The sequence below is a fragment of the Cesiribacter sp. SM1 genome (genome assembly GCF_020178975.1).
Taxonomy (GTDB): domain Bacteria; phylum Bacteroidota; class Bacteroidia; order Cytophagales; family Cyclobacteriaceae; genus Cesiribacter.
The window spans coordinates 1-26,289 of sequence record NZ_JAHXBU010000044.1; the positions used below are offsets into that span (position 1 = coordinate 1).

25 protein-coding genes and 1 rRNA gene are annotated in these 26,289 nt (G+C 47.3%); 24 read left to right on the forward strand and 2 right to left on the reverse strand.

The genetic code is table 11. The features are described from left to right. The first annotated feature begins 186 nt into the window (after positions 1-186). A 5S ribosomal RNA gene (gene rrf / locus KWJ01_RS08260) occupies positions 187-298 on the forward strand. A gap of 235 nt (positions 299-533) precedes the next feature. Here rrf and KWJ01_RS08265 read toward each other — a convergent pair. Continuing rightward, positions 534-1,400 (reverse strand): aldo/keto reductase, encoded by an 867-nt coding sequence (locus KWJ01_RS08265; protein ID WP_224995956.1) that lies wholly within the window; start codon positions 1,398-1,400, stop codon positions 534-536. A 434-nt stretch (positions 1,401-1,834) separates the two neighbouring features. On the opposite strand from KWJ01_RS08265, the gene KWJ01_RS08270 reads away from it, so the two are divergent. From KWJ01_RS08270 to KWJ01_RS08300, 7 genes are all read left to right on the forward strand, one after another. Further along, entirely contained in the window at positions 1,835-5,701 is a 3,867-nt protein-coding gene (locus tag KWJ01_RS08270; RefSeq protein ID WP_224995957.1) for a 1-acyl-sn-glycerol-3-phosphate acyltransferase, read from the forward strand. Continuing rightward, positions 5,688-7,199 (forward strand): NAD(P)/FAD-dependent oxidoreductase, encoded by a 1,512-nt coding sequence (locus KWJ01_RS08275; protein WP_224995958.1) that lies wholly within the window; start codon positions 5,688-5,690, stop codon positions 7,197-7,199. Before KWJ01_RS08270 ends, KWJ01_RS08275 begins: the two co-directional genes overlap by 14 nt. Before the next feature lie 55 nt (positions 7,200-7,254). Next, entirely contained in the window at positions 7,255-7,905 is a 651-nt protein-coding gene (locus KWJ01_RS08280) for a YdcF family protein (RefSeq protein ID WP_224995959.1), read from the forward strand. A gap of 171 nt (positions 7,906-8,076) precedes the next feature. After that, positions 8,077-9,759: a C45 family peptidase gene (locus tag KWJ01_RS08285; protein WP_224995960.1), complete on the forward strand. Its 1,683-nt coding sequence runs from the start codon at positions 8,077-8,079 to the stop codon at positions 9,757-9,759. Next, a complete protein-coding gene (gene acpS, locus KWJ01_RS08290; protein ID WP_224995961.1) occupies positions 9,752-10,138 on the forward strand; it encodes a holo-ACP synthase in 387 nt (128 codons plus the stop codon). The genes KWJ01_RS08285 and acpS overlap by 8 nt, the downstream gene beginning before the upstream one ends. Continuing rightward, the gene (locus KWJ01_RS08295; RefSeq protein ID WP_224995962.1) at positions 10,135-11,424 is read left to right on the forward strand and encodes a phenylacetate--CoA ligase family protein; all 1,290 of its coding nucleotides are present in this window, start codon (positions 10,135-10,137) and stop codon (positions 11,422-11,424) included. The genes acpS and KWJ01_RS08295 overlap by 4 nt, the downstream gene beginning before the upstream one ends. Positions 11,425-11,540: 116 nt before the next feature. Then, entirely contained in the window at positions 11,541-12,176 is a 636-nt protein-coding gene (locus KWJ01_RS08300; RefSeq protein ID WP_224995963.1) for a hypothetical protein, read from the forward strand. Positions 12,177-12,287: 111 nt separating this feature from the next. Here KWJ01_RS08300 and KWJ01_RS08305 read toward each other — a convergent pair whose 3' ends face one another. Beyond that, a complete protein-coding gene (locus KWJ01_RS08305; RefSeq protein ID WP_224995964.1) occupies positions 12,288-13,526 on the reverse strand; it encodes an NAD(P)/FAD-dependent oxidoreductase in 1,239 nt (412 codons plus the stop codon). Between the two features lie 252 nt (positions 13,527-13,778). Between KWJ01_RS08305 and hutH the strand changes: the two genes are divergently transcribed. From hutH to KWJ01_RS08385, 16 genes are all read left to right on the forward strand, one after another. Beyond that, positions 13,779-15,314: a histidine ammonia-lyase gene (gene hutH, locus KWJ01_RS08310; RefSeq protein WP_224995965.1), complete on the forward strand. Its 1,536-nt coding sequence runs from the start codon at positions 13,779-13,781 to the stop codon at positions 15,312-15,314. 183 nt (positions 15,315-15,497) lie between these two features. Next, entirely contained in the window at positions 15,498-16,223 is a 726-nt protein-coding gene (fabG, locus tag KWJ01_RS08315) for a 3-oxoacyl-ACP reductase FabG (RefSeq protein ID WP_224995966.1), read from the forward strand. 15 nt (positions 16,224-16,238) lie between these two features. Then, positions 16,239-17,456, forward strand: a complete 1,218-nt coding sequence (locus tag KWJ01_RS08320) for a beta-ketoacyl synthase (RefSeq protein ID WP_224995967.1) — start codon at positions 16,239-16,241, stop codon at positions 17,454-17,456. A gap of 22 nt (positions 17,457-17,478) precedes the next feature. Continuing rightward, on the forward strand, positions 17,479-17,739 hold the full coding sequence (locus KWJ01_RS08325) for an acyl carrier protein (RefSeq protein WP_224995968.1): 261 nt from the start codon (positions 17,479-17,481) through the stop codon (positions 17,737-17,739). After that, the gene (locus KWJ01_RS08330; protein ID WP_224995969.1) at positions 17,739-18,659 is read left to right on the forward strand and encodes a lipid A biosynthesis acyltransferase; all 921 of its coding nucleotides are present in this window, start codon (positions 17,739-17,741) and stop codon (positions 18,657-18,659) included. The genes KWJ01_RS08325 and KWJ01_RS08330 overlap by 1 nt, the downstream gene beginning before the upstream one ends. Then, positions 18,637-19,077, forward strand: coding sequence for a hypothetical protein (locus tag KWJ01_RS08335; RefSeq protein ID WP_224995970.1), 441 nt, complete (start codon positions 18,637-18,639; stop codon positions 19,075-19,077). The genes KWJ01_RS08330 and KWJ01_RS08335 overlap by 23 nt, the downstream gene beginning before the upstream one ends. 1 nt (position 19,078) lies before the next feature. Further along, positions 19,079-19,498, forward strand: coding sequence for a thioesterase family protein (locus KWJ01_RS08340; protein ID WP_224995971.1), 420 nt, complete (start codon positions 19,079-19,081; stop codon positions 19,496-19,498). Between the two features lie 10 nt (positions 19,499-19,508). After that, entirely contained in the window at positions 19,509-20,672 is a 1,164-nt protein-coding gene (locus KWJ01_RS08345) for a beta-ketoacyl synthase N-terminal-like domain-containing protein (RefSeq protein ID WP_224995972.1), read from the forward strand. Continuing rightward, on the forward strand, positions 20,669-21,283 hold the full coding sequence (locus KWJ01_RS08350) for a hypothetical protein (RefSeq protein WP_224995973.1): 615 nt from the start codon (positions 20,669-20,671) through the stop codon (positions 21,281-21,283). Before KWJ01_RS08345 ends, KWJ01_RS08350 begins: the two co-directional genes overlap by 4 nt. Before the next feature lie 16 nt (positions 21,284-21,299). Beyond that, positions 21,300-21,554 (forward strand): phosphopantetheine-binding protein, encoded by a 255-nt coding sequence (locus KWJ01_RS08355; RefSeq protein WP_224995974.1) that lies wholly within the window; start codon positions 21,300-21,302, stop codon positions 21,552-21,554. 3 nt (positions 21,555-21,557) lie between these two features. Further along, the gene (locus KWJ01_RS08360) at positions 21,558-22,760 is read left to right on the forward strand and encodes a beta-ketoacyl-[acyl-carrier-protein] synthase family protein (protein ID WP_224995975.1); all 1,203 of its coding nucleotides are present in this window, start codon (positions 21,558-21,560) and stop codon (positions 22,758-22,760) included. A 1-nt stretch (position 22,761) separates the two neighbouring features. Beyond that, complete coding sequence (locus KWJ01_RS08365; protein WP_224995976.1) at positions 22,762-23,844, forward strand: beta-ketoacyl synthase chain length factor; 1,083 nt, start codon at positions 22,762-22,764, stop codon at positions 23,842-23,844. Further along, positions 23,841-24,599: a polysaccharide deacetylase family protein gene (locus KWJ01_RS08370; protein WP_224995977.1), complete on the forward strand. Its 759-nt coding sequence runs from the start codon at positions 23,841-23,843 to the stop codon at positions 24,597-24,599. Before KWJ01_RS08365 ends, KWJ01_RS08370 begins: the two co-directional genes overlap by 4 nt. A 61-nt stretch (positions 24,600-24,660) precedes the next feature. Further along, positions 24,661-25,311, forward strand: a complete 651-nt coding sequence (locus KWJ01_RS08375) for an outer membrane lipoprotein carrier protein LolA (protein ID WP_224995978.1) — start codon at positions 24,661-24,663, stop codon at positions 25,309-25,311. Further along, a complete protein-coding gene (locus KWJ01_RS08380) occupies positions 25,277-25,936 on the forward strand; it encodes a hypothetical protein (protein WP_224995979.1) in 660 nt (219 codons plus the stop codon). The genes KWJ01_RS08375 and KWJ01_RS08380 overlap by 35 nt, the downstream gene beginning before the upstream one ends. Next, positions 25,923-26,288, forward strand: a complete 366-nt coding sequence (locus KWJ01_RS08385; protein ID WP_224995980.1) for a 3-hydroxyacyl-ACP dehydratase — start codon at positions 25,923-25,925, stop codon at positions 26,286-26,288. Before KWJ01_RS08380 ends, KWJ01_RS08385 begins: the two co-directional genes overlap by 14 nt. Position 26,289: the final 1 nt, after the last annotated feature.

The window sequence follows — 26,289 nt, forward strand, 5'->3', positions numbered from 1 at the left end:
TTGTTTCCTCTCACTTTTACATGTCAAATAGTATTGAGTAGTGGGTATTGAGTATTGAGACTAAGTCAGTACTTGATCTTAACTACAGATACTAAAAATATTATAGTAGCTATGAGTACAGTAGAAAGCGTGTAGCAGAGCCAAAGTCTCACAACCCACTACTAAGGACTCACTACCAAAAGAAATAATGGTGGCTATAGCACAGGTGTTCACCTCTTCCCATTCCGAACAGAGAAGTTAAGCCCTGTAGCGCCAATGGTACTTGGGTAACACCCGGGAGAGTAGGTCGCCGCCAACCCATCAACCTCAAGCCTCATACTGTAAAGTGTGAGGCTTTTTTTTGCCTAAGCTCTTGCAGAATCATCTGGAAGGAATTTTTATGCTCTTGCATTCTGAGCTATGCACCACTACAGATGTCTGGAAATGCTTTATGGTTTCAGCTGCATTCAAACAGTGCTAAAATCAGTTTAAAAGACAAAGCCCCTCCAACTATAACTGGAAGGGCTTTTACTTGTACTGTACTTTTTGCAGGGTTATCTGCTGCCTAACTTGTTTAACTGCTGCATATCTTCCTCAGATAGTGAGATAGAAGCTGCTTTGTAGTTTTCTTCCAGGTGCTTTACTTTAGAAGTGCCAGGAATCAGCAAAATATTTGGAGCATGGTGCAGCAGCCAGCTGAGGGCAATCTGATGGGGACTAGCCTCGTATTTGTTTCCAATCTTTTTCAAGACCTCCAGCGCCTGTACATTGCCTGCATTCAGGGGATACCATGGAATGAAGGCTATGTTTTGTTCACGGCAGTATTCCAGTTCATCTTCCCAGTCCCGATTGTCAACACTATACTTGTTCTGTACAGATACAATCTCTATGTATTCCTGTGCTTTCCTGATCTGGTCAACAGATACCTCAGAAAGGCCAATGTGCTTTACCAGTCCCTGTTCCTGAACCCTTTTCAGAAACTGCAGGCTTTGCTCAAAAGGAACTTCCGGATCTACACGGTGAAGCTGGTACAAATCAATACGTTCCTGTTTCAAACGCTTCAGGCTGCCTTCCAGTGCCTCCTGCAAATGATCAGGATGTGCGTTGATAGGCCACTGATTGGGTCCTGTACGGAGCAGTCCTCCTTTGGTGGCAATAACCAGGTCCTCAGGATAGGGGTAAAGGGCTTCTGCTATCAGTTCCTCTGAAATGTGGGGTCCATAGCTATCGGCGGTATCGATAAAGTTGATGCCTAGCTCTACAGTACGCTTAAGCACCCTGATGGCCTCATCTCTATCCTTTGGAGGTCCCCAAATGCCATCTCCTGTAATACGCATGGCACCATAGCCCATCCTGTTTACTTTTAGATCGCCGCCAATGGTAAAATGCTTCTCAAATCCCTCTCTTGCTTTATCTGCCATGATTTTATGTTTTAATTAAACTTCTTACAGCTTTTTCAGCAGGATTTAATGTAAAAACAGAGCTGTTATCCTATGTTCTATTTCCTGAACAGCAAAGAAAGCTTCTGTAATATGATCATTCCTGCTGGTTGCAGTTTTAATATATATATCAACCCGGGAGCCGGTGTAGAGTTATGCTGGCAGGCAGATTAAATTGAATATTTTATCAGACTTCATCGTGCTTTATTTGCTGGACCGCATGAGTAAATACTTTAGGCTTATCAATTATTACTTAAGTAGTTTTCTAATCTTACATTACCTTTAATAATAGCTAAAGGCCTAATAAATTGGCTTTTACAGTGTCTTAAAACTACTTATCTTTAGCCTCTAATCATCTGATGAATCGGCTGCCTGCCTTCAGGATGTTAGGTAACATGATGAGCATTACCTGTTAAATGATCAATATATTCTATCGGATCTATGTCTTTATTAACAGGCATAAAACCGGCTCCTTCCTATTACTCTTTCTAATCTTATCGGCACTGGCTCTTGTTAGCAGCAGAATTAAGCTGGAAGAAAATATTTCCAGTGTTATTCCGCAGGATGAAGAGCTTGCCCGCCTAAACAGGGCATTCGAAGGCTTTAAGATGAACAACAGGCTGGTTCTGCACCTGTATTATAAAGATTCTTCTCAGGCCGATCCTGAACAGCTGATCGCAGCTGCTCATGGGCTAAGCGATAGCCTGCAGCAAAATTACCAGGAGTACATCAGCGAAATCAGGCTGGAGATTGCCGACACTAACATTGAAACGCTGTATAACTTCTATTACAGGCACCTGCCCTTTTATCTGCAGGAAGGAGATTACACCACCATAGAGGAACGAACCAGTCAGGAGGGGACCAGGGAAACCCTGAACAGGAATTTTAGAGCGTTGATGTCGCCCATGGGCATCGGCACTAAAAAAATGCTGGTAAAAGATCCCTACAGCCTGGTGAGCATGCCTTTGCAGAGAGCACGCAACCTGCAGATGGATGATAACATACAGCTGTACCAGAATCACCTCCTGACAAAAGACCACCGGCATCTGATATTTTTTGTTTCCCTGGCCAATCCTGCAAGCGAAACAGCTCAAAATGCAGAACTGATCCGCGGCCTGGAGAAACTGGAGGAAAGTTTTCAACAACTCTATCCGTCCGTAACTGTAGAGTACTTTGGCTCATCGGCAGTGGCAGTGGCCAATGCAGGCCAGATCAAGCAGGATATTTACCTTACGGTAGGTATTGCTATTGTAGCGCTGTTTCTTTTTATCTCCCTTTTTTATAGAAGTGCTTTTGTGTTCTTCATTGCCGTTACGCCAGGTATATTCGGCGCTTTGGTAGCCATAGCCGTTCTGGTGATGCTGCGGGATGAGGTCTCTGTGATAGCCCTTGGAGTAGGATCGGTATTATTAGGCATCACCATTGATTATGCCCTGCATTTGTTTACCCACTCTAAAGTGGAGCGGGATATGCGGGTGCTGTTTGAGGACCTGAGCCTGCCCCTGCTGATGAGCAGCCTCACTACTGCCTGCGCTTTTCTGTCGCTTGTGTTTCTTCGCTCCAATGCACTGGCCGATCTGGGCATATTTGCGGGAGTGAGCGTAATTGCATCTGCCTTATATACGCTTGTAGTACTTCCACATTTTATTGTTAACAGATCTGTAGGAACTGTAAAACGCAGGGAGAATTTAGTTGAAAGAGGTGTAGCTGCCCTGGCCGCTTTTCCATTCGATAAATCTAAATGGGCCATAGCAGTTTTTGCACTGCTTTCAGCTGTAAGTCTTTTTACCTGGCAAAACTACAGCTTCGAGAGCAATATGCTCCAGCTCAACTACATGCCCGATCACCTGGCCCGCTATGAGCAGAACCTGAACAGGGTATCCACCTATTCTGCTAATAATGTTTTCCTGATCAGCACGGGCAAGGACTTATGGTCTGCCCTGGAAAGCGAAGCTGCCATGAAGCGTCGCCTGGACAGCCTGCAGCAGGAGGGGGTGATCATGGACTACCTGGCTGTTAGCGATATTGTTCCGCCACGTTCGGTTCAGGAGCAAAGCCTTAGGCGCTGGAACTCCTTCTGGCAGCAGCGTAACAGGGATAGCCTGCTGCTGGATTTTCAGCAGAGTGCACAGCAGGTAGGCTTTCAGGCAGCTGGTTTTAAAGACTTTGAGCAGCTGCTTAGGAAGGATTTCAGTCTACTGAAAGAAGAAGATGCCAGTGAAATCTTTTCGGTTGTGGGCGAAGACATGATCATCCAGAGCGGCGATAGTGTGGCCATCATCACCACCGTAAAAACCAATGCTGCCAACAAAAAGCTGGTACTGCAGGCATTCAATAGGGCAGAGGGCACCCTTATTTTCGATAAGGCCCATTTCACCAATCGCCTGGTAGAGCTGCTGCAGGAAGATTTTAACCTCCTGGTTAATCTATCCCTGGTGGTGGTTTTCCTGATTATCCTGATCAGCTATGGCCGCATAGAACTGGCGCTCATTACCTTTATTCCAATACTGCTAAGCTGGTTATGGATACTGGGGCTCATGGGCCTGCTGGGGCTTACCTTCAACATCGTAAACATTATTATTTGTACTTTCATCTTTGGGCTTGGGGTAGACTACAGCATATTTGTAATGAGAGGCCTTACCCAGCAATATAAGTTTGGCCTGGCAAACATACTATCCTACAAGAAGTCAATCATTCTTTCTGCGGTAACCACCCTGCTGGGCATTGGTGTACTGGCCTTTGCTCAGCACCCGGCGCTAAGATCCATTGCCCTGCTGGCTATTATTGGCATCCTGTCGGTTATTTTCCTCACCTTTACAGTAGAGCCCATTCTCTATAATTTCCTGATCCAGGGCCGTAAAGAAAAAGGCTTGCCGCCCTTCACTGTACTTACACTCTTCCTTAGCCTGTTTGCTTTTCTGTATTTTCTGTTCGGCTGCCTTCTGCTCATGCTGATCAGGCTGATCTTCCTCTTTCCATTTGCATCGGAAAGAAAAAGAAAGAGGCTCTACCACCAGATTATGATGCTCTTCTGCCGCTCACTCATCTACATTATGGTGAATGTGAAGAAGAAGGTTATAGGGCGGGAACTGGCCGATTTCAGCAGGCCTTCTGTGATCATCAGCAACCACCATTCTTTTCTGGATATCATCCTGCTGCTGATGTTTCACCCCAAGGTGGTGATGGTTACCAACGATTGGGTGTACCATTCGCCTTTCTTTGGTAAAGCAGTGCAGTTTGCCGACTTTATTCCAACCTCAAACGGAGTAGAGAACCAGCTGGATAAAATAGGAAAGCTGGTAGAGGAAGGTTACTCCATCATCATCTTCCCCGAAGGTACCCGCTCAGATTCTTCCAGTCTTAACCGCTTTCATAAAGGAGCCTTTTACCTGGCTGAACATTATAAGCTTGATATACAGCCGGTGCTCCTGCATGGCACCAGCTATACCATGCCCCGGGCTGATGGTTTTTACCTCAAGAATGGAACCGTAACGGTTAAATTCCTGCCGCGCATTGCTTTTGATGATGCCGCCTGGGGCAATAACTATTCGGAAAGAGCAAAAAGCATCAGCAGGTACTTTAAAAGTGAATACCAGCAGCTCCGGCAGCAGCAGGAGAATCCCGATTTCTTCAAAGAAGTGATCATAAAAAACTACATTTACAAAGGACCGGTGCTGGAGTGGTACCTGCGGGTAAAATATGGACTGGAGAAGGGTTACGAGCTGTTTCATTCGCTGATACCGGCAAATGCAAGTGTGGTTGATCTGGGCTGTGGCTATGGCTTTTTGCCTTATTCGCTGGCTTTTAGTGGCGAGGGGCGCCAGGTTACAGGCATCGATTACGATACGGCTAAAATAGAAGTAGCGAAAAACTGCCCGGTTAAACCTGCAAATGTACAGTTCGATCATGGCGATGTAACTACCTATCCTTATGGCGAGGCCGATGTATTTGTGGTGAGTGATGTACTCCACTACCTTTTGCCGGAAGACCAGCAGTTACTGCTGAATAATATGGTAAAAAAGCTGAAGCCCGGCGGTAAGATAATATTACGCGATGGCGACAGCAGCAAAAAGGACCGGCATAAAGGCACAAAGCTAACAGAGGTGTTTTCTACCGGATCAGGATTTAACAAAACCAAGAATGAGCTCCATTTTATATCAGGCCGGATGGTAGAAGATTTTGCTGCCGAACATGGGCTGGAGCTGGAAATTATTGACAATACCAAGCTTACTTCAAACACAGTATTTGTACTAAGGCATAAGGGCTACCATGGAGAAGTATGATGTAATTATTATAGGCAGCGGCCTTGGTGGGCTGGAGTGCGGGGTTATTTTAAGCAGGGAAGGCTATAAGGTGCTGGTGCTTGAAAAGAACAAGCAGATTGGTGGCAACCTGCAAACCTTCTCCCGTGATAAATGTATTTTCGATACAGGCATTCACTACATCGGCGGGCTGGAAAAAGGGCAGAACCTGTACCAGTATTTCAAATACCTGGGCATCATGGACAGCCTTAAGCTGAAAAAGCTGGATGAAAATGGTTTTGATATTGTAACATTTGAAGGTGATCCAACCGAGTACCGCTACGGACAGGGGTACGACAATTTTATTGAGATCATGTCGGGCCATTTTCCGGAGGAGCGCGAAGGTATCATCGCGTATTGCAATAAGATAAAGGAGGTGTGCCGCAACTTTCCTATGTATAACCTGAATCCGAGCGGAGGCGATTGGAGCAACATAGCCTATCATGATGTAAGTGCAAAAGAATTTATAGAAAGCTGCACTACCAACGAAAAGCTGCGGGCCGTACTGGCCGGCACAAACCTCCTGTATGCGGGGGAAGGAGATAAAACCCCCCTCTACACACATGCCCTGGTAATTAACTCCTACATCGAGAGTTCGTACCGCTGTATTGACGGAGGTTCGCAAATAGCTATTTTACTGCAGCGGAATATTCTTAATAATGGAGGCAAGGTGCTTAAACATGCCAACGCAAAGAAGTTTGTGTTTGAGGGTGACCTTATCCAGGCTGTAGAACTGGAGGATGGAAGGAGGTTTGAAGCAGATCACTTCATATCCAATGTGCACCCGGCTGTTACACTGGATATGGTAGAGGAAGGCAAAATTCGCAATGCTTATCGTAAAAGGATTAACAGCCTGGAAAACTCTGTGTCGGTTTTCATTCTATACATCGTTCTGAAAAAAAACACACTCGAGTCATTTAACTGCAACTACTACCATTTTGTAAAACCAGATGTGTGGGAGGGCGTGTCTTATACACAGGATAACTGGCCCCACAACTATGCCGTCTTCACCGGTACATCTTCTAAAGAAAATGGCTATGCCGATACCCTTATCTCAATGGCATACATGAATTATGAAGAAACTAAGGAGTGGGAGCGTACTTTTAACACCGTAGGTTATGAGGATGAGCGGGGCAGCAGTTATGAGGAATTCAAAAACCGGAAAGCAGAGGTATTGCTGGAGCATATGGAGAAGCGCTTTCCAGGCCTGCGGGATAAAATCTATCGTTACTATACCTCTACACCGCTCACCTACCGGGATTATATTGGCACCAGGGACGGATCGCTCTATGGGATTGTAAAAGACTACAAAGACCCGATGAAGTCCTTTATTTCTGCCCGTACTAAAATTCCTAACCTGTTGCTTACCGGCCAGAACCTGAACATGCACGGGGTTTTAGGCGTAACCATAGGTGCAGTGGTAACCTGTTCCGAATTCCTGGGAAATGAATATTTGATGAAGAAAGTCAAAGAAGCGTGATTGTTTAAGAAACCTTATTTTTTATTAAACGTAAGCTTGAGAAATGGCTGTTTTTATGAAAAGATTTTTTCAACTTAGTTTTGTCTTCTTATTGCTGGCAATCTCCTGTACATCCTGTTTTAAGCAGTTAGCAGACAAATCTTTTACCAAAAACATAGCTAAAGCCCCTTATGATGCTATAATTGTTCCAGGATATCCGTTTCAGGATAGCGTCTGGAATGATATCATGAAGATCAGGGTGTACTGGTCGCACTACCTCTATGAAAATGGGTATGCTCATAATGTAATCTATTCTGGCAGTGCAGTTTACACGCCATATATCGAGAGCAAAATCATGAAAGAATATGGCATTGCCCTTGGTATTCCGGCAGACAAAATCATAACGGAAAGCCTCGCCAAGCATAGTACCGAAAACCTTTACTATTCCTATCAGCTTGCCAAAAAGCAGGGATTTAATAAAATAGCGGTGGCAACAGATCCATTTCAGAATGCTCTCCTGGTGCGTTTTGCCAAAAAGAATAACATGGATGTAGACTTCCTGCCTATTATGTTTGATACCCTGGGAAAAATAGAAAAGACTGATCCTAAAATTGATCCATCCATTGCCTATGTGCCTGATTTTGTTTCGCTGCCCGATAAAGTAGGGTTTTTCAAGCGATTCAAAGGTACCCTTGGTGGTAATATAGATCCTACCTTATACCAGTAGTTTAACAAATTACGAATAGAAAGTACATGAAGTATCAGAGGCCGGGCTGCGCATAGTAGTACCGGCTTTTATTTTGCTGCCTTTGCATGAATTAATCCACGCCCGAAATAGTTAAGACCTTTAGGTAAAATAGCCTGTTGTTTCTAATTTTGCCGCTATTCCATTGTGCTTATGAGGGTGTTAACCTATATACTTGGTGCTGTTCTGGGCCTCTTCATTATCCTGGCTGTTGTATTCTATACCCAGGTCCGCATAGCCGATCCGGTGCTGGAGGAGGAGCGAATAACAGATACCCGCATAGATACCCTTGGCCTTAACTATTACACATACGGGAAAAGCGCGCTTAAGCTTAACGACAAAGGCCTTTGGGAGCTCCACCTGGTAGGTGCGCCTTACGAAAGGGGTGTTGCTTTTGGAGCCCTGGGTAAAAGCCTGATGGGCCAGAAGGAAGAAGCTTTCATTGGGGAGATCCGGAACCGCGTACCTTCAGAAGCTTTCCTGAACTTCCTGAAGTACCTGGTGGGCTGGTTTAACCGCGATATGGATGAATATGTGCCCCAGGAGCAGCTGCTGGAGATTTACGGTTCGTCGCAGCTGATGGCAGACCATTTCGACTACATTGCCCCCAAATTTCACAGGGCGTTAAGCTACCACGGTGCACACGACATTGGACATGCCCTGCAGAATATGAACCTGGTGGGCTGTACCTCTTTTGCCACATGGCAGGAGCAATCGGAAGGTAAAAGGCTGCTGATTGGGCGTAACTTCGATTTCTACTTCGGAGAAGATTTTGCCAGAGACAAGGTAGTGGCATTTTACAGGCCCGACCAGGGCTATAAATTTATGTCGGTAACCTGGGCAGGGTTTAGCGGGGTAGTATCTGGCATGAATGAAAAAGGCCTTACCGTTACACTCAACTCTGCAAAATCAGATATCCCCACAAAAGGCAAGACCCCTGTTTCGCTGATTGCACGGCAAATACTGCAGTACGCTTCCACCATCCAGGAGGCATACGAAATAGCGGCATCCTTCGATTCATTTGTGGCAGAAACCTTCCTGATTGGTTCAAAGCTGGATGGAAAGGTAGGCCTCATTGAAAAATCTCCGGGCAAAACAGCCCTCCATTTTGCTGAAGATGACAGGATGATCATCACGAACCATTTTCAAAGCAAAGAATTGTTCCCCGATCCGCTCAACCAGGAGTACGTTGGGGAGCAGGTGTCTACTTATCGGTACCAGCGGGTGGAGCAGCTGCTGGATTCGCTGCAGCCTATCACAGCTGCAAAAGCCGCAACCATCCTGCGCGATAAAGCAGGTCTCGATGGTAAAAACATTGGCCTGGGTAACGAAAAAGCAGTAAACCAGCTGATAGCCCACCATTCTGTTATTTTCTCACCAGATGAACTGCTGGTGTGGGTATCGGCGGCTCCATACCAGCTGGGCGAGTATGTAGCTTATGATCTTAAACAGGTCTTTGCAGATGAGCCAGGAGCTGCTCCGGCTTCTTATGCCTATACCGACTCGCTTACCATAGCAGCAGATCCTTTTCTGGCATCTCCTGCCTACAAACAGTACGAATACTTTGCCAGAACAAGAGATCGCATACAGCACTATATGTTTACAGGTAAGGGAGATCCGCTTAGCGAGGAGGAGGTAAAAGCTTTTGAAGAGAGCAATCCCAACTCATTCCTGACCTGGTACTACCTTGGCGATTACTTCAAGAACCAGGAGGATTGGCAGCGGGCCATAGGTTATTTTGAAAAGGGGCTCACAAAAGAAATTGCCCGTACCAGTGAGCGTAAACATATGCAGGAAGGTATTAACTTGTGCAGGGAAAAGCTTAACAATGATTAGCGGCACAGGCATCGATATTGTTGAAGTAGATAGGATCAGGGAATCCATAGAAAAAAACGAGCGGTTCAAGACTCTTGTTTTTTCTACTGATGAGATCCTCTACTGCGAAAAACAGGCCACTGCCTACCAAAGCTATGCTGCCAGGTTTGCAGCGAAAGAAGCCCTTTTTAAAGCGCTGGGCACCGGCTGGCGTGGCAAGCTGGCCTTCAACGAAGTATCTGTTGTGAACGATCAGTGGGGCAAGCCTTATATACATCTCACCGGCGATACCCTTAAAACAGTGGAGGCGCTCGGCAGCACAAATATCCATATATCCATTTCACATGCCAAGGCTTATGCCACAGCGGTTGTGATCATCGAAAAACTGAGCCTGGGATGAGACTACCTCAAATAGAATGGGCCCCCGTAGCTGAAATCAACAACTATCAGGAAAAAGCCCTTCAAGAGCTGTTGAAGTACGTAAACGAAAAATCCCCTTTCTATCAGCACTGGTTTAAACAGCATGGCATCCAGCCAGCCCATATCAGGCAACTGAGCCACCTGCAGCAAATACCCCCGGTAAGCAAAACAGAGCTGCAGCGTTACAACCAGCAGTTTTACTGCGTACCCCGCACTGCCATACGTGATTACAGCAATACCTCCGGCACAGAGGGAGATGCAGTAACCATTCCTTTATCAGAAAACGACTTGGAGCGCCTGGCCTATAATGAGGCTATTTCCTTTGCCTGTGCCGGCGGTAGCAGTGAGGAGGTCTACCAGCTTACCACTACCACAGATCGTAGGTTTATGGCAGGCCTGGCATACGTAATGGGCGCCAGAAAGCTTGGTGCCGGTATGGTTAGGGTAGGGCCGGGCATTCCGGAGTTACAATGGAAAACCATTCAGGAGGTGCAGCCCACAGCACTGATCGTGGTGCCTTCTTTTTTACTGAAGCTGATAGAATGGGCCGAGCATCATGGTGTGGATTTTCGTGCTTCTTCTGTTAAAAAAGCAATATGTATAGGGGAATCTATCAGGAACGCCGATTTTAGTCCTAATGCGTTAAGTAAGCGTATTCTTGAAAAGTGGAATATAGGCCTGTACTCTACCTATGCCTCTACCGAAATGGCCACAGCCTTTACCGAATGTGAGGCGGGCAGGGGAGGGCACTTTCATCCAGAGCTGATCATTACAGAATTGCTGGATGATAATAATCAGCCGGTAGCAGCCGGTGAGTCAGGCGAGCTTACCATCACCACCCTTGGCGTGGAGGCAATGCCCCTCATTCGCTTCAAAACAGGCGATATCTGCAGGAAGCACGAAGAGGTGTGCAGCTGTGGCAGAACAACCTACAGGATAGGTCCGGTGGTGGGACGTAAAAACCAGATGATCAAGTACAAGGGCACCACGCTCTATCCGCCTTCACTCTTCAATGTATTAGACCATACCCCGCAGCTGATCAGTTACCTGGTAGAGGTGTATTCCAATGAATTTGGAAACGATGAGGTGAGAATCAGGTATGCTGCGCATGCCGGCTTTAATGAAAAAGAGCTGGCAGACCACTTCAAAACAACAGTAAGGGTTACCCCTGAGCTGGTAGCAACACCCCAGGAGGAGCTCAACCGCCTGATGTTCCCGCAGATGAGCAGAAAACCAGTGAAGTTTTTTGATAAACGTTTAAGGTGATTCAGTGTTAAGCCGCTGGTTTATAAGGAGGTAGTAAATAAAAAAATGCAATAAATGTATTTTTTTTATTATTGAATTGCATAATTTCGCCTACCTTAACTCAACCCTTTATTATCATGAAAAAACAACATTTTTTGCTGGCGCTGATTGCCTTCTGTTCGTTTGCATTCAGCAATCCCGATTCCAAAGTATTCACCACCAAAGAGATCGTGTGGTGTGGTATTGATTTTTCCGAAGCGAAATGCATTGGCTCTGATGGCTTTAATGAACCCGACCAGGTAAAAGACAGGTATTTTAGCTCCTGGAATGAGTTGGTATTGACTGAGAGTGATAAGTATGATGTTCAGAAATTCTACTCCAAGAACAAGCAGACCAATGACCTGAGTGTGGTAAACAAACGCAATGAAATGCCTGAGGTTGACGAGTTGGTTATCAATGAGCCATATGCTTTTAAGGAGGGGCAGCTCGAAAAGATCATCAAATCTTACGATCTGGAAATGGCCAACGAAGGCCTGGGCGTTGTTTATGTAGTGGAGAGCCTGAATAAAACAGAACAGGAAGCTGTAATCAATGTAGTATTCTTTGATATTGCATCTAAAAACATCCTGTGGAACAAGCAGTATAAAGAATCTCCCAAAGGCTTTGGCTTCCGTAATTACTGGGCTGGTGCTATTTACAAAACAATGAGGTCCAGCGAAAAGGATTACGAATCAGCCATGAAAAAGGCTTCAAAAACCAAAGCAAGCAAGTAATATTAAAGTGCCGGTAAGGTGAGAAAATACAAACGCCTGCTCTTCTTTAGGAGCAGGCGTTTTCTTTGATAGTCTTCACTTCACCCTTACGCTTACATTTGCGTGGGCTGGTTAGCTTAATATCTGCGCCAGGGCTTTTACAGCACGCTCATGTTTGCGAACAATGGGGTTATTCATATCCCAAACATAACCGGCCAGCACCGAGCACATCTGTCTTTTTATATCAGGATTGGATTCCTTGCTGAAGAAGATCCTGGGCAGGGAGCCATCGTACCAGGTGGTAACAAAGGTCCTGAATACATCAACGCCATGCTTCATATAGTCGGCATACTCCTTTTCCCAATCTACAGTTTCGCCACCCAGCTGGCGAACGGCAAGCCTGGCCGCTACAGCACCTGATTCTGTTGCAAGGGTAACACCAGAGGAGAAAACCGGATCAAGAAACTCTGTGCTGTTGCCGGTGAGCACAAATCCCCTTCCCCACAGCTGCTTTACGGAGGCAGAGTAGCCTGTTATTTTGCGGGGCTCAAACTGTCGCTCGCTCCCGGCAAAGCGATCCTTTAGCTCTGGTACATCGTTCAGCCACTGCTGGTATTGCTCTTCGGGGCTGCCCTCAAAGCGGTTAATAGTTTCTGGTGCACCAACCACGCCCACAGAAGTAATGCCGCTGGAGAAAGGAATGATCCAGATCCAGACGTCCTGTGAATAAATTACAATGGTAATGCGGTTGCCATCGATGCCTTGGGGGCGCTGATTGTCCTGCAGGTGGCAGAAAAACGAAGCCCGTACCGGGAAATTTGAAGGCTTGTCGAGGTCCAGCAGGCGTGGCAGCACACGGCCATAGCCGCTGGCGTCTATCATAAAACGGGCGTTAATGGTGTATTCAGTGCCGTCTTTTTTGCGCACGGTGGTGGTGGAAGAGCCATCATTGCGGAAGTCTACGCCCACTACCTCTTCTTCGTATGCAACGGGTACTCCCTTTTTCTCGGTCTCTTTTGCCAGCAGGTGGTCGAACTGAGCGCGGGGTACCTGCCAGGTCCAGTTCCAGCCCTTTGTATATTGTTCAGAGAAATCAAAATCGCAGGTCTCGCCATTTTTCACAAACTTGGCCCCAAATTTCTGCTGAAAGCCGCCCTGTTCCACAGCTTTCAGTAAACCGGCATACTCCAGGTTATCCATGCAGCGCGGCAGCAGGCTTTCGCCTATCACAAAGCGTGGAAACAGCTGTTTTTCTACAATTTTAACATTATATCCAGCATTTTTAAGGATAGAGGCTGCAACTGTGCCAGAGGGGCCGGCACCAATCACCAGCACGTCTCTGTGCTCGCCGGTAAGTTGTGTTGTGTTCATTCCTGATACTATATAAAGAGGAAAGGCAGGGAGGGAGTAATTGTATCTTCAGTAGATCGTAGTTAGAACAAAAGTAAACAAAATTAGGGAAAAAGAAGAAAGATATGCAGAAAGCCTGAAGTAGGGACTAATGTAATATTAACCATAAAAACAACAGATTATTTTTTGCTTTGAAGTTTAATAATCGGTTTTTTTGTAAGCTTAAAATTAAACGGTTTTTCAGTTAAAACCGTAATTTTCAGATATACCAAAATGGTGCAGATTGGTTTTGCTTCTTTAGAACTTGCCGATATAGAAAAAGTAATCTTAGGGGAAAAGGTTGAGCTTTCTGACGAGACGAAAAGAAGGGTGGAAGAGAGTTTTAACTTCCTGAAAGAATTCTCCCAAAATAAGATTATTTATGGAATCAATACCGGCTTCGGACCGATGGCCCAATACCAGATTGAGGCATCGGAGCAAATCCAGCTGCAGTATAACCTGATCAGGAGCCATGCCTCCGGCAGCAGCAATTACCTGAGCAAGCCTTATGTTAAGGCATCTATGCTGGCCAGGCTAAATACCCTTTCCCTGGGCTATTCGGGCGTGCACATCTCTGCCCTGGAAGTACTTGCCAACCTTATCAATCACGATATAAGCCCGCTCATTTTTGAGCATGGAGGTGTTGGTGCCAGTGGTGACCTGGTACAGCTGGCACACCTGGCGCTGGTAATGATTGGTGAGGGTGAAGTGGAATACCAGGGGCGGGTAAGGCCAACAGCAGAGGTTTTTGCATCACTTGGCATAGCACCCATGAAAGTAAGCCTGCGCGAAGGCCTGGGTGTAATGAACGGCACCAGCGTTATGACGGGCATTGGCCTTGTTAACTCTGTTTATGCGATGCGTGCCCTGGAGTGGAGCATAATGGCTACCATTATGATCTGCGAAATGGTGGATGCCTACGATGATTACTTCTCCAAAGAGCTGAACCAGTCGAAGAAGCATGCCGGCCAGCAGGAGGTAGCCGGGCTTATCAAAGAACACCTGGACCAGAGCCAGTACATTCGCAAGCGTGAGCAGCAATTGTATGTTAAGCTGAGTGAGGAAAAAATACTGCTCGATAAGGTGCAGGAGTACTACTCCATTCGCTGTGTGCCGCAGATTGCAGGTGCCATCCTGGAGACTGTGCAGCAGTGCCAGAAGCTTTTGGTAGAAGAAGCAAACTCGGCCAACGACAACCCGATTGTGGATGTAAAAAGCCGGAATGTACTACACGGAGGCAATTTCCATGGCGATTATGTGGCCTTTGAAATGGATAAGCTTAAGATTGCCATTACCAAGTTATCGATGCTGGCAGAGCGGCAGCTTAACTTTTTAATGAACCCCAAGCTTAACAGCATACTGCCGCCATTTGTAAACCTGGGCAAGCTTGGGTTTAACTTTGGTATGCAGGGTATTCAGTTTACGGCCACCTCTACCACTGCCGAAAACCAGATGCTGTCCAACCCTATGTATGTGCACAGCATTCCAAACAATAACGATAACCAGGATATTGTGAGCATGGGCACCAATGCAGCCCTCTGCACTAAAAAGGTTGTTGAAAATACCTTTGAGGTACTAAGCATAGAGCTGGTAACTATTGTGCAGGCACTGGACTATCTGAAAAAAACAACCGGATTATCTGCACAGTCAAGGCATACCTACAACAACATTCGTAGTATTGTGCCTACATTTGTGGAAGATTATCCTGTTTATCGGGATCTTGCAAAAGTGAAACAGCACCTGATGGAGCATTCTCCATTTGCTACTTAGCCGGTTTTCGCACAATAACCAGGGTAAAAGCATACTTTAACAACATAATTATACTGCTAAAGCTTTGGTTATGAGGGTAGGCTCGGATTTTATAAACTGAAAAATTACAAAAATTCATCTGTTATTTCTTATATTTTTTGTGAAAAAATTATAAGATAATTTACTTTCGTTGTAACTTATATAATGAAATACGCATTGGTAACGGGAGGTTCTCGTGGAATTGGTAGGGCAGTAAGTTTAAAGCTTGCAGATCAGGGGTTTAACATCCTGATCAATTACCATTCAAATGAGAGTGCTGCCAGCGAAACAAAACAGCTGGTGGAACAAAAAGGTGTAAAGGCAGCATTGCTGAAGTTTGATGTCTCCAACAGGGAAGCAGTGCGTGAGGTACTTACCGGCTGGTACGCTGCCAATACCGACCATACCATTGACGTACTGGTAAACAACTCCGGCATCAGGAAAGATAACCTGATGATCTGGATGCAGGACCAGGAATGGGACAGTGTAATCAACACCAGCTTAGGCGGGTTTTACAACGTTACAAAACAGGTGCTTCCTGAAATTATAAAAGGCAAGAGTGGCAGAATTATCAACATTGTGTCGCTTTCAGGTTTAAAAGGCCTGCCCGGCCAGACCAACTATTCTGCTGCTAAGGCCGCTGTAATTGGCGCAACCAAGGCCCTGGCACAGGAGGTAGGCCGCCGCAACATAACTGTTAATGCGGTTGCACCTGGTTTTATAAAAACCGAAATGACCGAAGGCATAGACGAGAAAGAATATAAGGCAAATATACCGCTGCGAAGGTTCGGTACTGCAGAAGAAGTGGCAGAGCTGGTGGGTTTCCTGGCATCTCCGGCAGCTTCTTACATAACCGGAGAAGTGATTTCCATTAATGGGGGCTTGTATTAATACGGGGGAAAGGATATGAATAGGGTAGTAATTACAGGTATTGGCATTTACTCCTGCATTGGCAGAAATCTTGAGGAGGTTCGCAACTCTCTTTATGAGGGCAAATCCGGTATTGGGCTGGATCCTGTCAGGAAGGAATGGGGTTTCCGTTCTGCACTTACAGGTGTTGTCAACAAGCCTGATCTGAAGGAACTGCTAACCCGCAGGCAGCGCGTTGGCCTTTCGGAGCAGGGCGAGTATGCTTACATGGCTACCCTTGAGGCGCTTAAAGTAGCCGGCCTTGATGAAGATTTTCTGGCAAAGGAAGAAGTAGGCATCATCTACGGTAACGACAGTTCTGCCAAGCCCTCTATCGAAGCCTTCGAGCAGCTGCGCATTAAAAAAGATACTACCCTTATTGGCAGTGGTTCTATCTTTCAGTCTATGAACTCTACCGTTACCATGAATTTATCTACCATCTTTAAACTGAAGGGGATAAACTTTACGGTAAGTGCTGCCTGTGCCAGCGGCTCGCACGCCATAGGCCTGGGCTATATGATGATCAAGAGTGGCATGCAGGAGCTTATTATTTGCGGTGGTGCCCAGGAGATCAACTATCATTCCATGGGTAGCTTCGATGGCTTAAGCACCTTCTCTGTGCGCGAACAGGAGCCGGAAAGAGCCTCCAGGCCCTTCGATAAAAACAGGGATGGCCTGATCCCGAGCGGTGGCGGTGCTACGGTCATCATCGAAAGCTACGAATCTGCTGTAAGAAGGGGTGCTAACATCCTGGGAGAGATCATAGGGTATGGCTTCTCCTCAAATGGAGATCATATTTCTGCACCTAATGTGGCCGGTCCAACCAAATCGCTGGAGATGGCCCTCAGGCAGGCGGGCATCAGGGCAAATGATGTGCAGTATATCAATGCACATGCCACCTCAACCATAGCTGGAGATTTAAGTGAAGGCAAGGCCATATTCAATGTTTTTGGAGACAGCCGCCCGCTGATCAGCTCTACAAAATCCATGACAGGCCATGAAATGTGGATGGCCGGCGCCAGCGAAATTGTGTACTCCATGCTGATGATGGAAAATGGATTTGTTGCTCCGAATATTAATCTGGAGAACCCGGAGGAGGAACTCTTGGGGCTGAATTTTGCCTATAATGTAGTGGAGAAGGATATAAATGTGTTTCTTTCCAACTCATTTGGGTTTGGGGGTACCAACTCCTCGCTAATTGTACGAAAAGTATAACAAATAAGAAATATTGTTAGAGATGACCAGGGAAGAGATTATTGATAGAGTCAATGGGTTTTTGGTAGAAGAGTTCGAAGTGGATGCCGATGCGATTAAGCCAGAGGCAAACCTGAAGGAAACCCTAAAGCTGGATAGTCTGGATTATGTGGATCTGGTGGTGGAAATCGAAAGCAATTTTGGCTTTAAGGTTAAGCCTGAAGATTTTCAAACCATCCATACTTTTCAGGACTTTTACGAGTACATCATCGCCAAGGTAAAAGGACCGGTAGAAACAAAGTAATGTCTTCCTGGAAAGGTAAGACCCGGGGCGGATTACTGGGGTACAAAATATTCATCTTCGTGTTGCGAAGATCAGGAATACGGGCAGCCTACGCACTTTTGCGGGTAGTGGCTGCTTATTTCGTTCTGTTTGCACCAACTGCCAGCAAGAGCATGTACGCCTATTTCAGGAACATCCTGGGCTACAGCACTGCAGGAGCCCTGGGGGCTTTGTACAAAAACTACTATGTTTTTGGCCAGACCCTGCTCGATAAAGTTGCCCTGATGGCCGGCCTTAAAACGCCCTTTACCTATACTTTTGAAGGTGAGGAGCACCTGCGAAGGTTCAGGGAAGAAAATACAGGGGGCATGCTCATCAGTGCACACCTAGGCAACTGGGAGATAGCCGGTTTTCTGCTGAAAAGGCTCGATATGCGCATTAATATTGTGATGTTTGAGGCCGAGCATGAAAAGATCAAGGAGTACCTCGGGCAGGTAATGCAGAACCGGAACATCAACATCATTCCGGTAAAACAAGACCTTTCGCATATATTCCTCATCAACAAGGCCATCCGCAACAAAGAGATTATCTGTATGCATGGTGATCGCTTTGTGGAAGGCAGCAGGGTGGCAGCGGTTGAATTTATGGGCAAAAAGGCTAATTTTCCTTTGGGCCCCTTTACACTGGCAGCTAAGCTTGGCGTACCTTACTCTTTTGTTTATGCCGTTAAGGACAGCGAAACCCATTACCACCTGTCGGCAACACCCCTGCAGCAGCCAAACGGCAGGCCACTGGAGATTCTGAAAGCATACGCCGGTTCGCTTGAAACCAAACTGCGGCAGTATCCGCTACAATGGTTTAACTATTATGAATTCTGGAGTGAGGACCTAAAGGGTGGGATATATGAAAAACAACAGCATGAAGTCAGTACCCATTCATAAAGGCGAAGCCCTTTTTGATTACATTCCACAGCGCCCGCCCTTTGTGCTGGTAGATACGCTTTACGAAAAGGGAGCGCTGCATGTGCAGAGCGGCTTTAGCATTAAGGCTGATCATCCCATGGTGCAGCAGGGGGTGTTAACAGAGGGTGGCCTTGTAGAAAATATTGCCCAGACGGCAGCACTCTTTGCCGGGGTTAGGTTTGTAGACCAGGGGCTGCCTGTGCCGGTAGGCTACATTGCCGGCATTAAGGAACTGGAGATAAAAAGCCTGCCTCCGGTGGGCTCTAAAATATTTACAACCACAACCCTTACCCACGATCTGATGAACATACAGGTAGTGGAAGGTAATATATTTGATGAACAAGATCAGCTGATTGCCCGTTGCGAGTTGAGGATCTTTATTAAAGGTGACGAGTAAAATGCTGAAGAATATTAAAGAAACTGAAGTCCGCTTTAGCGAAGTAGACAGTATGGGGATTGTCTGGCACGGGCACTACATCAAATACTTTGAAGACGGAAGGGAAGCTTTTGGACGTGAGCACAACCTGGGTTATATGGATGTTTATGAAAAGGGCTTTTTTATCCCCATTGTAAACATTAACTGCAGCTATAAAAAGCCCATTGAATACAATGGCCCGCTCACGATCGAAACCAGGTACATTGATACGCCTGCCGCTAAAATCGTATTTGAGTATAAACTGTATAATAAAGAAAGTGGCGATGTTTACGCTACCGGAAGCTCAGAGCAGGTGTTTCTCACCAGGGAGCGTGAACTGCACCTGACTGTTCCCGAGTTTTTTGTTAAGTGGAAAAAAGAAAAAGGGCTCCTGCCCGCCTAGCACAAAAGCCTTGAATATTTATTCTGTTGCCGATAACATCATCAGTCCCTTAGGTTCCAGCACAGAGGAGAACTTTGTGGCTATGCTGCGTGGGCAGCGTGGTGTACAGAAAATTGAAGCAGGCCATCTTTTCCCCGAAGCGCTTTATGCTGCCTATGCAGGAGATCTGCTGCAGGAGCCTTTAGAAGAGGAGGAGGCTGAAAGAGCAAACTGGAAGGCCTATACCCGGCTGGAAAAGGGTTTTATCCGCTCTATTGCGGCAGTGCTGCGTACAGTCCCGGGTATTAACAAGCAAAGGCTGGTGCTGGTAATTTCCAGCACCAAGGGAAATATTGACCTGATCGGCAGGGAAGGCACTGGAGCTGTTGGCGCTGAAAGAATAGAGCTGCCAGCCATGGCACAAGCCATCAACAGCTTTTTTAAATTGCCCCATGCACCGGTGGTAGTTTCTAATGCCTGTATTTCAGGCGTATCTGCTGTACTGGTGGCCCGTAAGCTCATCAGCATGGGGCTCTGCGACCATGCCCTGGTAGCAGGCGGCGATCTGCTGGATAAGTTTATCCTCTCCGGCTTCCAATGCCTTAAAGCCATCAGCGAAGAGCCCTGCAGGCCCTACGATGCTGATCGCAAAGGAATTAACCTGGGCGAAGCAGTGGGTACCATGCTCATCAGCAATGATCCTGCACTTAATACCAACAAAGACGCTTTTTCGCTGATTGCAGGTGGCGGACAGTCTAATGACGCCAACCATATTTCCGGCCCTTCCCGTACTGGCAAAGGACTTAAAATTGCAGTAGGCAATGCTTTAAAGAGTGCAGGCCTGGCCGGAAAAGAGCTTGGCTACATCAATGCCCATGGTACGGCTACTCTTTTCAATGATGAAATGGAGGCCATAGCTTTCAGTGACCTTGATTTGCAGGAGCTGCCGCTCAACAGCCTTAAAGGTTACTTTGGGCATACCTTGGGTGCGGCAGGGGTGGTAGAATCCATCATCACCATCCGGCAACTTAACCGGGGGCTGCTGCTGCAATCACCTGGCTATGCCAGCTCCGGTGTGAGCAGAAGCCTGAATGTGCTGCAGGAAAACCAGCAGGCCCATCGGCTGCAGTATGCCCTGAAAACAGTATCGGGTTTTGGGGGCTGCAACGCCGCTGTTATATATGGTAAGGCATGAACTTAGGCATAACGGCATATAGTGAGCTGAATGAGAAGGGGCTGTATAAAAATGGTATCCTGCTGCTGGCGAATGAGGGACAGGAGCCCTTTGTCCCTTTTGCAAAAGAGGTATACCGCTTCCTGAACCCCGTCTATTCCAAGTTCCATAAAATGGATGAGCTGTGCAAGCTGGCATTCCTGGCCACCGAAGCGCTGCTCAGTGAAGATAAAATAAGCAGCAATGCAGAAGGGGCCGATGTGGCGCTGATCCTGGGCAACAGGAGTTCATCCATCGCATCAGACCTGCAGCACCTGGAAAGCTACCGCGACAGCAGTAATTACTTTCCCAGTCCGGCGGTATTCGTTTACACGCTGCCCAATATTATGCTCGGCGAAATCTGTATCAGGCACCAGGTTACGGGTGAGAACTCCTGTTTCCTGATGCAGGCGCCAGATGGCAGATTCCTGTACCGCTATGTGCAGCATTTATTTGAGCAGGAGGCTTACCAGCAGTGTATTACCGGCTGGGTAGACTACAAAGCAGGAAATTATAAGGCATGTCTGTTTTTAGTGGAAAAAGCAGCGGTCAATAAGCCGGTGTTGCGTAAATTCGATTACGATTTCATATAAATAGGATCTGTGGATCATGAGTGAGTTAACAGAAAAATTAAAGCAGGATATTATAGAGCACCTGAACCTGGAAGACCTGCAGCCCCAGGACATCAGCGACAACGAGCCCTTGTTTGGCGGCGCTGTAGGCCTGGATTCTATCGATGCCCTGGAGCTGATCGTACTGCTGGAAAAAAACTACGGCATCAGGATCGATAATCCTGAAGAAGGACGCAGGGTTTTCCAGTCGGTTGGCAGCATGGCCAGCTATATAGAGCAAAACCGCAAGTAAAGCATGGCTGCTCGTGTGTTTGTTACCGGCTGGGGTATCATCTCGGCCCTGGGCAGGGGAGTAGAGGCAAATCTAGCCGCTCTTAAGGGGGGCCGGACGGGTATTGCCCATCCCGAGCACCTGAAAACGCTGCACAAACACGAGCTGGTAACAGGCGAAGTAAAAGCTGCCAACAGCCAGCTGGCTGCCTGGGCAGGTGTTAGCCCTGCTAGTGAAATTTCCAGAACAGCCTTACTGGGCTTGCTGGCAGCTGCAGAAGCGGCCGATTCTGCGGGTTTAAGCCAGCAGGAGTTGAAAACTGCAGGCCTGATCAATGGCACCTCGGTAGGGGGCATGGATATTTCTGAACAGCACTACGAGGCGCTGCTAAAAGGGGAATCCCTGGATTATCACAGGGCTTTTGCAGGTCATGATTGCGGCATCTCTACCGAATTTATGGCAGAGCGTTTGGGCATTAAGGGCCATCTTAGCACCATCAGCACGGCCTGCTCTTCTTCTGCCAATGCTATTATGCAGGCGGGCAGGCTCATCAGAGCTGGGGCGGCACAACGGGTGCTGGCCGGTGGTACCGATGCACTGGCTGTCTTTACCCTCAATGGATTTAACTCCCTTAAAATACTGGACCCGGCCTGGTGCAGGCCTTTTGATGTAAACCGCATGGGCCTTAACCTGGGCGAAGGGGCTGCCTACCTGGTACTGGAATCTGAAGAGTCGGCAGCAAAACGCGGGGCAAAAGTACTGGCAGAGCTGATTGGCTGGGGCAATACCAATGATGCGTATCACCAGACAGCCTCATCGCCAGAGGGCAAAGGTGCCTACCTGGCCATGAAAAAAGCACTGGAGGTGGGTGGCAGAGAAGGCTTACAGATCGACTATGTAAATGCCCATGGCACGGGCACTGCCAACAACGACCTTTCAGAGAGCATGGCCCTGCAGGCTATGTTTGGGGAGCAGCTACCGGATTACAGCTCTACCAAATCATACACCGGCCACACCCTGGGTGCTGCCGGCGGCATAGAAGCTGTGTTTTCGCTGCTGGCCATCAACCATAACCTGAAATTCCCAAACCTGAACCTGGGGCAGCCTATGGACGTGCTGCCATCGGCGCCGCTGCAGAAGCTGCATGCCGGGAGCCGGGTAGATACTGTGCTCTCCAATTCTTTTGGCTTTGGGGGCAATTGTACATCCTTATTATTCACACGGTAAGATGCGGGCATACATTAGCGGTACATCGGCCATTTCGCCACAATCCACCTTTGAGCAGGAGCAATACCTGCAGCAATTGCAGGTGCCTGAACAGGCCTATCTGGCTGCGCTGGAACCTGAGTACAGGCAGTACATCGATCCGAAGCTCTCGCGCCGTATGGCACGCATCATAAAAATGAGCATCGCTGCGGCTAAAAAAAGCCTGGAGCAGGCAGGAGCAGCAACAGAGGCTGGAGGTACTGCAGAAGCTATGCCTGGTGCCATCATTGTAGGTACTGCCCTGGGCTGCCTGCAGGATACCGAGAAGTTTCTGGCCGAAATAGTAGAGACCCGTGAAGGCTTGCTGTCGCCTACCGCTTTTATACAGTCAACCCACAATACCATTGCCGGACAGATTGCGCTCCTGCTGGGCTGCCCGCACCATAACTTTACCTTTGTTCAAAGAGGCTTTTCTTTTGAAAGAGCCCTGGAAGATGCCCTGCTGCAAATAGGCGAAGGTGTGCCACAGGTGCTTTTAGGTGGTGTAGACGAAGTTACGCCTACCTTATTTCAAATTTTGCAGCAGCTGGGTTGTGCCGAAGGGGCAGTGGGGCGCTATCCCCATCTGCAAACCAGCGAACAACAGCCTGCCTGGGGAGAAGGCGCCACCTTCTTTGCCCTTACCAGGGAACCATCAGCAAATGCACTGGCCTGCATAGAAGGCATGCATACGTTCTACGGCGCAGCCACTGCCCGGGAGGTACAGGAGCAGATAGCAGCTTTTCTGCAGCACTGTGGAATGGATACTGGGGCGGTAGATGCCCTTATGATGGGCTTTACCGGCAACCGGCAGGAGGATGAAATTTACAGCCAAATTGCAGAAAGCTATTTTCCTGATAAACCGCTCCTGGGCTTTAAGAACCTGTGTGGCGAGTATTTTACGGCATCGGCTTTTGGCTTACACCTGGCAGCCATTATGCTGCAGCGGCAGCAGGCCTTTTCTGGCACACTGCTTAGTGGAGAATTAAAGAGCCCTTTCAACAACATACTGCTCTACAACCGTAGCCAGGGAAAATATCACTCACTAATGCTGCTCTCCTCATGACGGCCTTTGTAGTGGCACGCAACAGCTACCTGCTGCTCATGCTTTTGCTGGCAGTGGCAGACTATTTCTTTCTTAGCCTGTCGCCCTGGGTATATCTGGCCCTTACTTTGCTGTACATTCTCCTGGTAGTGGCTGGTTCGTCTGTAATGAGCCTCAACTTCTTTACCAGGAGTTATACCAGGGGCAGGGGAAATACCATAGCCCTTACCTTCGATGATGGCCCCTCTGCCGAACATACTCCGGCCGTACTGGAGGTGCTTGACAAGTGGGGAGCTACGGCAACCTTTTTTTGTATTGGTGAACGTATGGAGCAAAATAAAGCTTTGGTAAGGAAGATAAAGGAGAAAGGGCACCGCATTGGCAATCACTCCTACACCCATAGTAACCTGTTTTCAATCTTCGGAAAAAATATGGTAGTGGATGAGATCGAAAAGACCAACAGGCTGATACAGGAGCTGACGGGAGAGGAGTGCAGGCTTTTCAGGCCACCATACGGGGTGCTGAATCCGCCCATTGCAAAAGCTGCTGCAGCCTGTGGCATGCAGGTAATCGGCTGGAACATCCGCTCCTTCGATACTACGACAAAAGACTACCAGAAAGTGGTGGAAAGGGTGTTGCCCAGGATAGGTCCGGGTGCGGTGCTTTTGCTGCACGACGACAGGGAAAATACCCCTAAAATAGTGGATGCCATTCTGGCCCATGCCAGCAGGCTAAACCTTCGCTACATACAGGCGCAAGAGCTTATTCATGAATAAAGAGGGGAGGGGCTTTTATAGCGCTACAGACCAGTAAATATATAATTACGCTCAACAGAAAATGCTTTACAGAAATATACTCCTTTTAGTGCTGGCGGTGGCGATCTGCTCGTTTCAGCCAGGTAAAGAAGAGTTTACAGCCATGAAAGATGTGGCAGCTTTCCGGGCCGGACTCTCTAAAATGGCAGCTGCCACTAAATCTATCAAAGCCTCCTTTACCCAGGAGAAGTACCTGGCCATTCTGGCCAACACCATTGAGTCTGAAGGCACAATTCAGTTTAAAAAGCCTAACCTCCTGAAGTGGGAGTACACCACTCCGTACCAGTACGCTATAATCCTCAATGGCAAAGAGCTGATCATCAACGACCAGGGTAAGGAAAATTCTTTCGATATTGCCTCAAGCCAGGCCTTTAAGCAAATTAATGAGCTGATCGTAAACAGTGTGCAGGGAAATATCCTGGACGAAGAACGCTTTAGCATTAAATACCTGGAGAGCAAAAATCATTACCAGGCACAGCTGCAGCCAAAAGAAGAACAGATGAAGAAATTCCTGAAAGGCATAGATGTGTATTTCGATAAAGCGAATTATACAGTAGCCAAAATTAGACTTACCGAGCCGGAAGATGATTATACGCTCATTACCTTTAAGAATACCAGGCTGAACGAAAGCATTGCTGATGATATTTTTGCTGCAAAGAAGAAAAAGCAGTAGCCTGCTGGTTTTCTGCCTCCTGCTTTGCCTGCTTGGGGCCTGCAGCACTGCCAGAAAAGAGGCTGCAGCGATAAAAAATCCGCAGTCGTATATGGCGGGGGCAGATGGGGGGCTGGTATACAATGCCACCTTTCGGTACAAAGATTTTCAGGCCAGTGGCCTGCTGGTTGCAAAAAGGGTGCAGCCATCTGAATACCACGTGGTGCTGCTTTCCAAGTTTGGCGTTAGCCTCATGGAATTTAAGCTGAATGAGGGGGGAATACAATGGATAAAAACCTTTGAACAGTTGGGGAAGAAAAGGGTGGAAAAGATGCTGGAGCGCGATTTCAGGGTGCTTCTGCTGACTGGTCTGGATAATCCGGGCAAATTAAAGCTGCAGAAGCAGGAGGGCGGGGAGCTTACCTATAAAGTTAAAAGCGATCCTGGCCTAAGGCTTAGGGCAGAGGCTGAAACCGGCAGAGTACTCTATGCTGAAAACAGGGGCTTTATTAATCCGGTTAAAACAAAAGTTTCGTTTCTTTACAAAGAAGATGGCGATATACCGGAAGAGATCTCTCTGAAGCATAGTAATGTAGCCATGCGCCTGGATTTAAACCTGTTAAAAGTGATTAATGCTGAAAGATAAGCTATACACACTCAATTCTTTAGAAGAGCAGGAGGCTGGCGTTTACAAGGCGCTTGTGTTGCTGGATGCCTCCAACCCCATTTTTACAGGTCATTTTCCCGGACAGCCTGTGTTGCCCGGGGTATGCCTGCTCGAGATGGTAAAGGAGATCCTGGGGCAAATCAGAAGAAGGCCCTGCAGGCTTATAAGCGCTGCCCATATGAAATTCCTGAAGGTGGTAGATCCCAGGGCTGAACCTGCACTACTGTTCGAGATTGCAATAGTTGAGGGGGAAACGGAACTAAAAGTAACAGCTAATTCTTATTTGGGAGATGGCTCCGTCAACTTTAAGCTGAAAGCCCTCTTTGCCTGAT

Coding starts and splice junctions, on each gene's coding strand:
- KWJ01_RS08335 (WP_224995970.1), top strand. CDS start 18,637: ATGAAGTCAGTACCCATTCATAAAGGCGAAGCCCTTTTTGATTACATT.
- fabG (WP_224995966.1), top strand. CDS start 15,498: ATGAAATACGCATTGGTAACGGGAGGTTCTCGTGGAATTGGTAGGGCA.
- KWJ01_RS08285 (WP_224995960.1), top strand. CDS start 8,077: ATGAGGGTGTTAACCTATATACTTGGTGCTGTTCTGGGCCTCTTCATT.
- KWJ01_RS08340 (WP_224995971.1), top strand. CDS start 19,079: ATGCTGAAGAATATTAAAGAAACTGAAGTCCGCTTTAGCGAAGTAGAC.
- KWJ01_RS08300 (WP_224995963.1), top strand. CDS start 11,541: ATGAAAAAACAACATTTTTTGCTGGCGCTGATTGCCTTCTGTTCGTTT.
- KWJ01_RS08275 (WP_224995958.1), top strand. CDS start 5,688: ATGGAGAAGTATGATGTAATTATTATAGGCAGCGGCCTTGGTGGGCTG.
- KWJ01_RS08265 (WP_224995956.1), bottom strand. CDS start 1,400: ATGGCAGATAAAGCAAGAGAGGGATTTGAGAAGCATTTTACCATTGGC.
- KWJ01_RS08355 (WP_224995974.1), top strand. CDS start 21,300: ATGAGTGAGTTAACAGAAAAATTAAAGCAGGATATTATAGAGCACCTG.
- KWJ01_RS08385 (WP_224995980.1), top strand. CDS start 25,923: ATGCTGAAAGATAAGCTATACACACTCAATTCTTTAGAAGAGCAGGAG.
- KWJ01_RS08365 (WP_224995976.1), top strand. CDS start 22,762: ATGCGGGCATACATTAGCGGTACATCGGCCATTTCGCCACAATCCACC.
- KWJ01_RS08325 (WP_224995968.1), top strand. CDS start 17,479: ATGACCAGGGAAGAGATTATTGATAGAGTCAATGGGTTTTTGGTAGAA.
- KWJ01_RS08280 (WP_224995959.1), top strand. CDS start 7,255: ATGAAAAGATTTTTTCAACTTAGTTTTGTCTTCTTATTGCTGGCAATC.
- KWJ01_RS08270 (WP_224995957.1), top strand. CDS start 1,835: ATGATCAATATATTCTATCGGATCTATGTCTTTATTAACAGGCATAAA.
- KWJ01_RS08320 (WP_224995967.1), top strand. CDS start 16,239: ATGAATAGGGTAGTAATTACAGGTATTGGCATTTACTCCTGCATTGGC.
- acpS (WP_224995961.1), top strand. CDS start 9,752: ATGATTAGCGGCACAGGCATCGATATTGTTGAAGTAGATAGGATCAGG.
- KWJ01_RS08370 (WP_224995977.1), top strand. CDS start 23,841: ATGACGGCCTTTGTAGTGGCACGCAACAGCTACCTGCTGCTCATGCTT.
- KWJ01_RS08330 (WP_224995969.1), top strand. CDS start 17,739: ATGTCTTCCTGGAAAGGTAAGACCCGGGGCGGATTACTGGGGTACAAA.
- KWJ01_RS08295 (WP_224995962.1), top strand. CDS start 10,135: ATGAGACTACCTCAAATAGAATGGGCCCCCGTAGCTGAAATCAACAAC.
- KWJ01_RS08350 (WP_224995973.1), top strand. CDS start 20,669: ATGAACTTAGGCATAACGGCATATAGTGAGCTGAATGAGAAGGGGCTG.
- hutH (WP_224995965.1), top strand. CDS start 13,779: ATGGTGCAGATTGGTTTTGCTTCTTTAGAACTTGCCGATATAGAAAAA.
- KWJ01_RS08360 (WP_224995975.1), top strand. CDS start 21,558: ATGGCTGCTCGTGTGTTTGTTACCGGCTGGGGTATCATCTCGGCCCTG.
- KWJ01_RS08305 (WP_224995964.1), bottom strand. CDS start 13,526: ATGAACACAACACAACTTACCGGCGAGCACAGAGACGTGCTGGTGATT.
- KWJ01_RS08380 (WP_224995979.1), top strand. CDS start 25,277: ATGATATTTTTGCTGCAAAGAAGAAAAAGCAGTAGCCTGCTGGTTTTC.
- KWJ01_RS08375 (WP_224995978.1), top strand. CDS start 24,661: ATGCTTTACAGAAATATACTCCTTTTAGTGCTGGCGGTGGCGATCTGC.